This window comes from Colwellia sp. BRX10-1 (genome assembly GCF_014077545.1).
Lineage (GTDB): Bacteria > Pseudomonadota > Gammaproteobacteria > Enterobacterales > Alteromonadaceae > Colwellia_A.
In genome coordinates, this window is sequence record NZ_JACGWC010000047.1 from 1 (window position 1) to 7,662 (window position 7,662).

At 37.2% G+C, this 7,662-nt stretch carries 5 protein-coding genes; 2 read left to right on the top strand and 3 right to left on the bottom strand.

The window, feature by feature from the left end; genetic code table 11:
* Together H4J75_RS19210 and H4J75_RS19215 are read right to left on the bottom strand one after the other, a co-directional pair.
* The coding region (locus H4J75_RS19210) for a retention module-containing protein (protein ID WP_182222994.1) at positions 1–1,560 on the bottom strand (1,560 nt) is incomplete at its 3' end.
* Between the two features lie 356 nt (positions 1,561–1,916).
* Positions 1,917–2,468 (bottom strand): PEP-CTERM sorting domain-containing protein, encoded by a 552-nt coding sequence (locus H4J75_RS19215; RefSeq protein ID WP_182222995.1) that lies wholly within the window; start codon positions 2,466–2,468, stop codon positions 1,917–1,919.
* Between the two features lie 910 nt (positions 2,469–3,378).
* On the opposite strand from H4J75_RS19215, the gene H4J75_RS19220 reads away from it, so the two are divergent.
* Both H4J75_RS19220 and H4J75_RS19225 read left to right on the top strand, forming a co-directional pair.
* Positions 3,379–5,256, top strand: coding sequence for a DEAD/DEAH box helicase (locus H4J75_RS19220; protein WP_182222998.1), 1,878 nt, complete (start codon positions 3,379–3,381; stop codon positions 5,254–5,256).
* Between the two features lie 70 nt (positions 5,257–5,326).
* Positions 5,327–5,557, top strand: coding sequence for a hypothetical protein (locus H4J75_RS19225; protein ID WP_182222996.1), 231 nt, complete (start codon positions 5,327–5,329; stop codon positions 5,555–5,557).
* 290 nt (positions 5,558–5,847) lie between these two features.
* On the opposite strand, the gene H4J75_RS19230 is transcribed toward H4J75_RS19225, so the two are convergent.
* Complete coding sequence (locus H4J75_RS19230) at positions 5,848–7,662, bottom strand: putative bifunctional diguanylate cyclase/phosphodiesterase (protein WP_404842719.1); 1,815 nt, start codon at positions 7,660–7,662, stop codon at positions 5,848–5,850.

A 7,662-nucleotide genomic window follows, 5' to 3' on the forward strand; every position in this document is an offset into this window, starting at 1 on the left:
ATCAACAGTAAAACTCGTTACGGTTAATGGTCCATCTGCAGTTGCTGCATTATCCAAAACGTTACCAGAGACTGGGGTATCTTCAGCTGTTGTAACAGATTCATTGTCATCAGTAAGATCTGATACAGGTGTTACTGAAATCGTTAAGGCAGAACTATCCGTATCACCGGCACCATCAGTAACGGTGTAGCTGACCACGGGCACAGCACCATTGAAGTTATCATTGGGTGTGAAGGTATAACTACCATCTGCATTTAAAGTGAGTTCGCCTTCAGTGAGACTTACCGTATCACCTGCATTGAAAGTATTTCCATTAACAGTAAAGCTGGTTACTGTTAATGGTCCATCTGCAGTTGCTGCATTATCCAAAACGTTACCAGAGACTGGGGTATCTTCAGCTGTTGTAACAGATTCATTGTCATCAGTAAGATCTGGTAACGGTGTTACTGAAATTGTTAGAGTAGAACTATCGGTATCACCCGCACCGTCAGTAACGGTGTAGCTGACCACCGGTACACTGCCGTTGAAATTGTCATTTGGTATAAAGGTGTAACTACCATCTGGATTTAAAGTGAGTTCACCTTCAGCGAGAGTAACCGTATCACCTGGATTAAAAGTATTACCATCAACAGTAAAGCTCGTTATAGTCAGAGGACCATCTGCAGTATCAGCATTATTAAGTACATTGCCAGAAACAGGGGTATCTTCAGCTGTTGTAACAGATTCATCCGCATCAGTAAGATCTGATACGGGTGTTACTAAAATCGTTAAAGTAGAACTATCCGTATTACCTGCACCATCGGTAACGGTGTAATTGACCACGGGCACAGTGCCATTAAAATTATCAGCAGGTATAAAGGTATAGCTACCGTCTGCATTTAAGGTAAATTCACCCTCTACTAAATTAATTGTCTCGCCCGCATCGAAAGTATTACCATCAATGCTAAAGTTAATCACACTTAATGGGCCGCCTGCGCTGGCACCATTATCTAGCACATTACCTGTGGCTGATGTATCTTCTGCTACAGTGACATTTTCATCAGCATCAAATAAGGCAAAATTATCATTATTATTTTCGTTATCTAAATCACCGGGTAAGACAAAAATATTATTTTGTTCTGTTGTATCGTATCCAGCCTGCGCTAACGTTTCATCGCCTGTTCTGTTTACCGTGACAAAACTTGTACCTTCATTACTAGTAAGACCAGCAGTTGTTTCAGGGAGCTCTGCATCAATATCAGCATCAATTAAATCTTGAATTGCTGAAATTTCATTTTGAATATTATTGATATCTTCACTATCAACACTTTCTGTATTGTTATCAGGAGAAATTATATCTACACGAATTTCATTTACCGACTCAGCCTCGTAGCTGGAGACTTTATGCTGACTTCCATCAGCATAAGCTAATACAATTTCACTGCCTTTGATTAAATTAAGAACGGCGCCTGCTTTAACGACATCACCAACTTGTAATAGAGTATCTACAGCCACATCGGTGTGAATTTCACCTTTAACATTAATGACTTGTGCACTTTTTGGGTTGGTATAGTTTTCCATAAACAACTTCCTAATGATTTGGCTTACCACATACTCTAGACAATCTAAAAATACTGCAGCTGATTGATAACTGTAAACATACTTATGAGGTTACATATTACAAGTATTTAGACTAAAGACAAAGTATTTTAGGTGGTCTTCTAATGAATTGATTAACAGGTAAATTAAATAAAAAGATTAAGTTTTAATACAGAAATATTATAAAACTTAATCTTACAATAATGATTCAATGTATAGGGTCTGTATCTCAGTTAAAAAGATGTTATTTATAGAGATAATACATGCAAAATAGATATTAATGTTCTGTAACAATGGCGGTATCGAGTGACACCGCCTTGATGATGATAATAAAATTATTAGTTTTTGAACCTGCGAGAGACTAATCCAATTAAAGCAAGTGAGAAAATAGCAATTGTTGATGGTTCGGGCACTGAAGTAGTCACTGATTTAAATACATAATTAAAGTATATTCCTTCAAACGCTCTATCATAAACGTATGCTGAAACATCACCCTCAGCGTCATAACCAATACCACCAGCCAGATTAGTTGCTCTGGCTTGATCGTATGATGTAACACCAGCTATTCGATATTGCTGGTAAAAAGCTTCTTTATTAACAATATAATCTTCAATATTAGTATAATCAGTAATTACGTTTGTACTTAAAGCGTATGATACTGGAATTGTAGGTTGACCAAAGATAAATTCTGCGGCCTCAATACCATTATAAGTAGCAGGTTTAAGACTATAATCATCACCACCAGTTACATCAAAAGAACCTATATACTCCCATTGGATACCAGTATCGTCAGAATAAAGATCACCAATAATTAATCCCGCATTTGCTCTATCGGCAACAAAAAGAGATAACACACAAACTACAACAATATTTATGATTTTAGAACTCATACAACTTCCTTAAGCCCTTAATGGGTTAATAATTTGATGTCGCATAACGACATTTACTTCAAGACACTTGTGGTATGCAAGATATACACCAAAAATAAAAACCTATTTAATTCAATGGGTAACATTCAAATATAAACTTCATTTTTGATAACTGTTAAAAAACACGACACTAAAGCATAACTAAAAAAATTATAATTTAATAATACCTTCGCTACATGATACCTGAATTAATAATTTATGCTAATTTTCAATTTTTATACCTTTCTCTTATGTTAGCAATAATAATATGTTGTGGAGGTAATACTTCTAACTCTCACAATTTTTTAGCCTAATTTTAAGCATTTTAAGAGATAGATAAATACACCACCAAACATTAGGGTAACCTAGTCGTTTAAGATCGATTGTAAATCCTTTCCTAACATTCATTTGTTCAACTTTCATATATTACTAAAATGCAAAAGCTTCGTGCGTTCATAACTTCTTGTTTATATACCCCTTGCTATAGAGATTTGAGCGCTATAAAACAAAAAACCATAATCTTTTGATTATCGGTTTTTCTATATTTTGTGTGAAGAATGGGACGTCTATGGGCACTGGTTTTATTCAATAAATTTCAACTAGAGTAAACTCATGATCATTATAGATAAGAAATTAAACAGATAAATTGTCTGTTTGATTTTTATGAAGTACTCCCTAGTTACTAAGAAGGAACTGTAAAGCTACCTATCAGTACTACTTTGTATAACTTTTTGCAAAAAAATCATATTAAGGCTCAATTACCTCAGTGGTGTTCCCAGTAATGCCCAGCATATTAGTCTTTTATTAAACCCTACTATTAGATTAACTGCTACAAACTAATCAAGGTTTAAAGTTGGTTTTTAATTTTGGACTTATCGACTACTTTGCTATTATGACTGTTTTCATTTCCCTATTAAGGCAACAGCACTGCGTGGAAGTTTTTCAACTTAGAGATTATCAACAAGAAGCTGTTTCGGCGGTGCTTAAACACTTTCGAAAAACCAACGAATCTGCGGTGATTGTTTTACCTACAGGCTCAGGTAAAAGTCTGGTAATTGCCGAGCTTGCTCGGTTGGCAAAGCGAAAAATATTGGTACTCACCCATGTCAAAGAATTGGTCGAGCAAAATCATCAAAAATATGAAAGCTATGGTGTTACCGCCGGTATTTATTCGGCCGGATTAAAACTGAAAGAAACTCAGCACCAAGTCACGTTCGCCAGTATACAATCGGCAGTTCGCAATCTAGATGACTTTAGTGAGCCCTACTCCTTAATTATTATTGACGAATGTCATAGAGTTAACTTAGCCAGCACTGAGCTGGTTAAAGACAAGTCTAAAGAGCAAACACAAGAAAAAGCAAGCAAGCTGTCCAATAGTAACCAGTATCAACAAATTATTGAAAAATTGATGCAAGTTAATCCTGATGTTAAATTATTGGGTTTAACCGCAACCCCTTATCGTTTAGGTATGGGCTGGATATATAAAAAACATTACCGTGGTTTCATGCGAAGTGAAGAAAAGCGACCTTTTGAGCACTGTATTTATGAACTACCCCTTCGTTACTTAATTAAACGCCAGTATTTAACCGAACCTAATTTAGTCGATGCCACCATAGAGCATTATGATTTTAGTAGCCTGCGAGCAAACGCCTCTGGTGAATATAGTCCTAAAGATATCAATCATCTATTAAATAAAAATCCCCGGGTGACTCAAGGCATTATTGAGCAGGTCATTGAGTTAGGCTATAAACGTCAAGGTATTATGATATTTGCCGCTACAGTTGAGCATGCAAAGGAAGTCTTTAATTATTTACCCGCCCAATTGAGTGCATTAATTACCGGTGCTACCGACAACACTGAACGCGATAAGTTAATTAAGGCATTTAAGCGTAAAGAAATTAAATACCTGGTTAATGTTTCAGTATTAACCACTGGCTTTGACGCACCGCATGTCGATATGATTGCGATATTACGTCCAACACAATCAGTTAGTCTCTATCAGCAAATCATCGGTCGTGGTCTGCGTTTGAGTGATAACAAAAAAGATTGCTTGGTCATTGACTATACGGGCAATGATTTTGACCTCTATCATCCAGAAGTCGGTGAGAAAAAGCCGAATAGTAAAAGTCAGCCGGTGCAAGTTATTTGCCCCAGTTGTGAATTTCCCAATTTATTTTGGGGCATTTGTGATGATGATGGATATTTAGTGGAACACTACGGCCGTCGATGCCAAGGCCTAATTGAAGAACAAGGGTCACAGAGCCAATGTAACTATCGTTTTGTATTTAAAGAATGCCCACACTGCGGTGGTGAAAATGACATAGCTGCTCGTAACTGTTTACAGTGTCATGAAGTCTTGGTTGATCCCGATGATATGTTAAAAAAGGCACTACAACTTAAAGATTCAAAAATTATTCGTTGCGCAGGTCTTAATTTAACGAAAGTTAGTGATAAGGGAGCTGATAAGTTAAAAATCACTTACCATGACGAGGAAGGCGTTGAACTCAATGAATCTTTTGACTTCACTAAGCCAAATCAAGTTAAAGCGTTCAATGATATCTTTTCTAAACGCCTTAGCGCTAAAATTAGTGTTCAGCTGGGCTCTACTGGATCGTTTGAAGTGACTACACTTGAACAAGCATTAAAGTTAGCTAACATATTGCCGTGTCCTGACTTTGTCATTGGTAGAAAACAAAAATTCTACTGGCGTGTCAAAAACAGACTTTTTGACTATCAAGGTAAATACCGAAAAGCCAATCAGCTCAAATAGACTCACTACATATTAAAATAAATGATTAGTCTAATGAACTGAAGTCGGCCACCTCAACATTTTTGGCTTTATGAAAGCTCGACATACAGCGGTTGTAGAAATCAATAAAGCGCTGGCACTACAGCAAGTGGTGCAATACAAATGTCACCGGCCCGAAATAACTCTATTGTATCAACTTGTTAATCAGTATTTTTCGGTATTTGAAGAAGCACTTACCGAGCAAGATAAGCGCTTACCAAAATACGTTGTTCGAGAGTTTGATAATTTTTTGTGTTGTGGCCGTCTCCGAGCATGGCTTTAAGCGTGTGGTATGCGGAGATTGCTAACATTAGAAACTGGTTGCCTTACTTTATTCACTGATCCCGTATTCTGACAACAAAGAATGGAAGTCAACGTGCCTGTCTAGCGCTTTTTGTCGATTTACCGGATAAAATTGATACCTAACACTATCAAATTATAACTTTCTCATCCATTAACCTGTTTCAACAGTTGATTCAATGACCCTCTGTATAGCGAGCGTTCCAAAGATCAATTTTGAGACTGATTTCAGGATCAAAAAAGTAAAATACGTACATAGAATGAGAACAATATCTATAACTTTCTAACTAACCCCTCAAACTCATCAATATGAACAGGTTTACTAAATAAATAACCTTGAAAGTGAGAGCAACCAATAGTAAGTAAAACTTGTCTCTGCTCTTCTGTTTCAACGCCTTCAACAACGACATTTATATCTAGGCTGTGTGCCATTGCAATAATTGTGCGAACAATCACTTGATCATGAATATCAGTGGCAATATCCCGTACAAATGATTGGTCAATTTTTAGTTGATAAATTCCTAACTTTTTTAAATATTGTAAAGATGAATAGCCCGTCCCAAAGTCATCCAATGAGATTTTAATGCCAATTTCCTTCAAAGTGTTGATGGTTGAGATGAAGTTTTCAATGCTCTCTACCAACATACTCTCGGTCAATTCCAGTTTTAGCTTTGTCGGATTAATGTCGTAACGTCGAACTGTTGCGATTACTTGCGCCGCAAAATCTGTTTGAAAAAATTGTTTAGCGCTTACATTGACGGATAAGGTGAGGTAACGTGTCAGCTCATCTTTATCCCATCGATTTAATTGTGCACAAGCAGTTTCTAGTACCCATTGCCCAATAGTAATAATGAGTCCTGTATCTTCTGCTACCGGAATAAAGCTCAAAGGAGAAATCAAGCCACGTTTAGGATGCGGCCAACGAATTAAGGCTTCAGCTCCAAAGGGGCGACCTATGTGATCAACTTGTATTTGATAATGTAATTGGAATTGCTGTTGTTCAATAGCTACGCGTAGCTCATTTTCAATATCAACACGAGCAGTAATTTTATCTTGCATGACTGAGTTAAAGAAGGTGATGGCATTGCGCCCTTTGCCCTTCGATTGATACATGGCAATATCTGCTTGTTTCAGTAGTTCCTTTGACTTAAGTTCATGCCCCATAAACAATGTAGCTCCTATACTAGAGGAGCTCTGGTAGAAATGAGTATTAAGTTGATAGGGTTTGCTCAGTGTGAAGGCTATTTTTTCAATGATATTGTTAGTTTCAGCGGCGGCTTCGATTGCACTATCGCTTAGGTTTTCGAGTATGATGACAAACTCGTCACCGCCTATGCGAGCAATAGTATCTTTTGTATATATACACGCAATTAGTCGTTCTGCCACCTGTTTCAGTAACAAATCACCCATATCATGTCCTAGCGTATCATTCAGATTTTTGAAGTGGTCTAAGTCGATACACAATACTGCGCCACGTTGTCCACTTTCCGCACTGGCGGTTAATGCTTGTTCAAGCCTATCAAGTAGCAGACTGCGGTTAGGTAAGTGCGTCAACACATCATAATAAGCTAGGCTTATAATTTTATCAGCAGAGGCTTTAATCAGAGTGATATCGGTCAATGTTTCCACATAGTTAGTAACAATGCCCTGAGCATCTTTAACTGCCGTAATGGTGATATATTCTGGATAAATTTCACCATTTTTGCGCGTATTGTATATTTCACCTTGCCACGCACCGGTATTGTTGATGCTATCCCACATAGTAATGAAAAAACCTGCACTTTGTTTTTCTGAACTAAGAACGCTTGGCTTTTGGCCAATAACGTCTTCATTGCTATAACCAGTGATAGATGCAAAGGCGCTGTTCACGCGAATAATACGGTTACTAGCATCAGTGATTAACATACCTTCTTGGGATTCAAAGACTGTAGCGGCAATCATCAGTTCTTTATTAGCGATAACTAGTTCGGCGGCCCGCTTTTCTTTCTCTTTATTTTGAAAATTTAGTTCTTCATTAGCGATAATCAGTTCGGCGGCTCGTTTTTCTTTCTCTTCATTTTGAAAATTTAGTTCTTCATTAGCGATAAT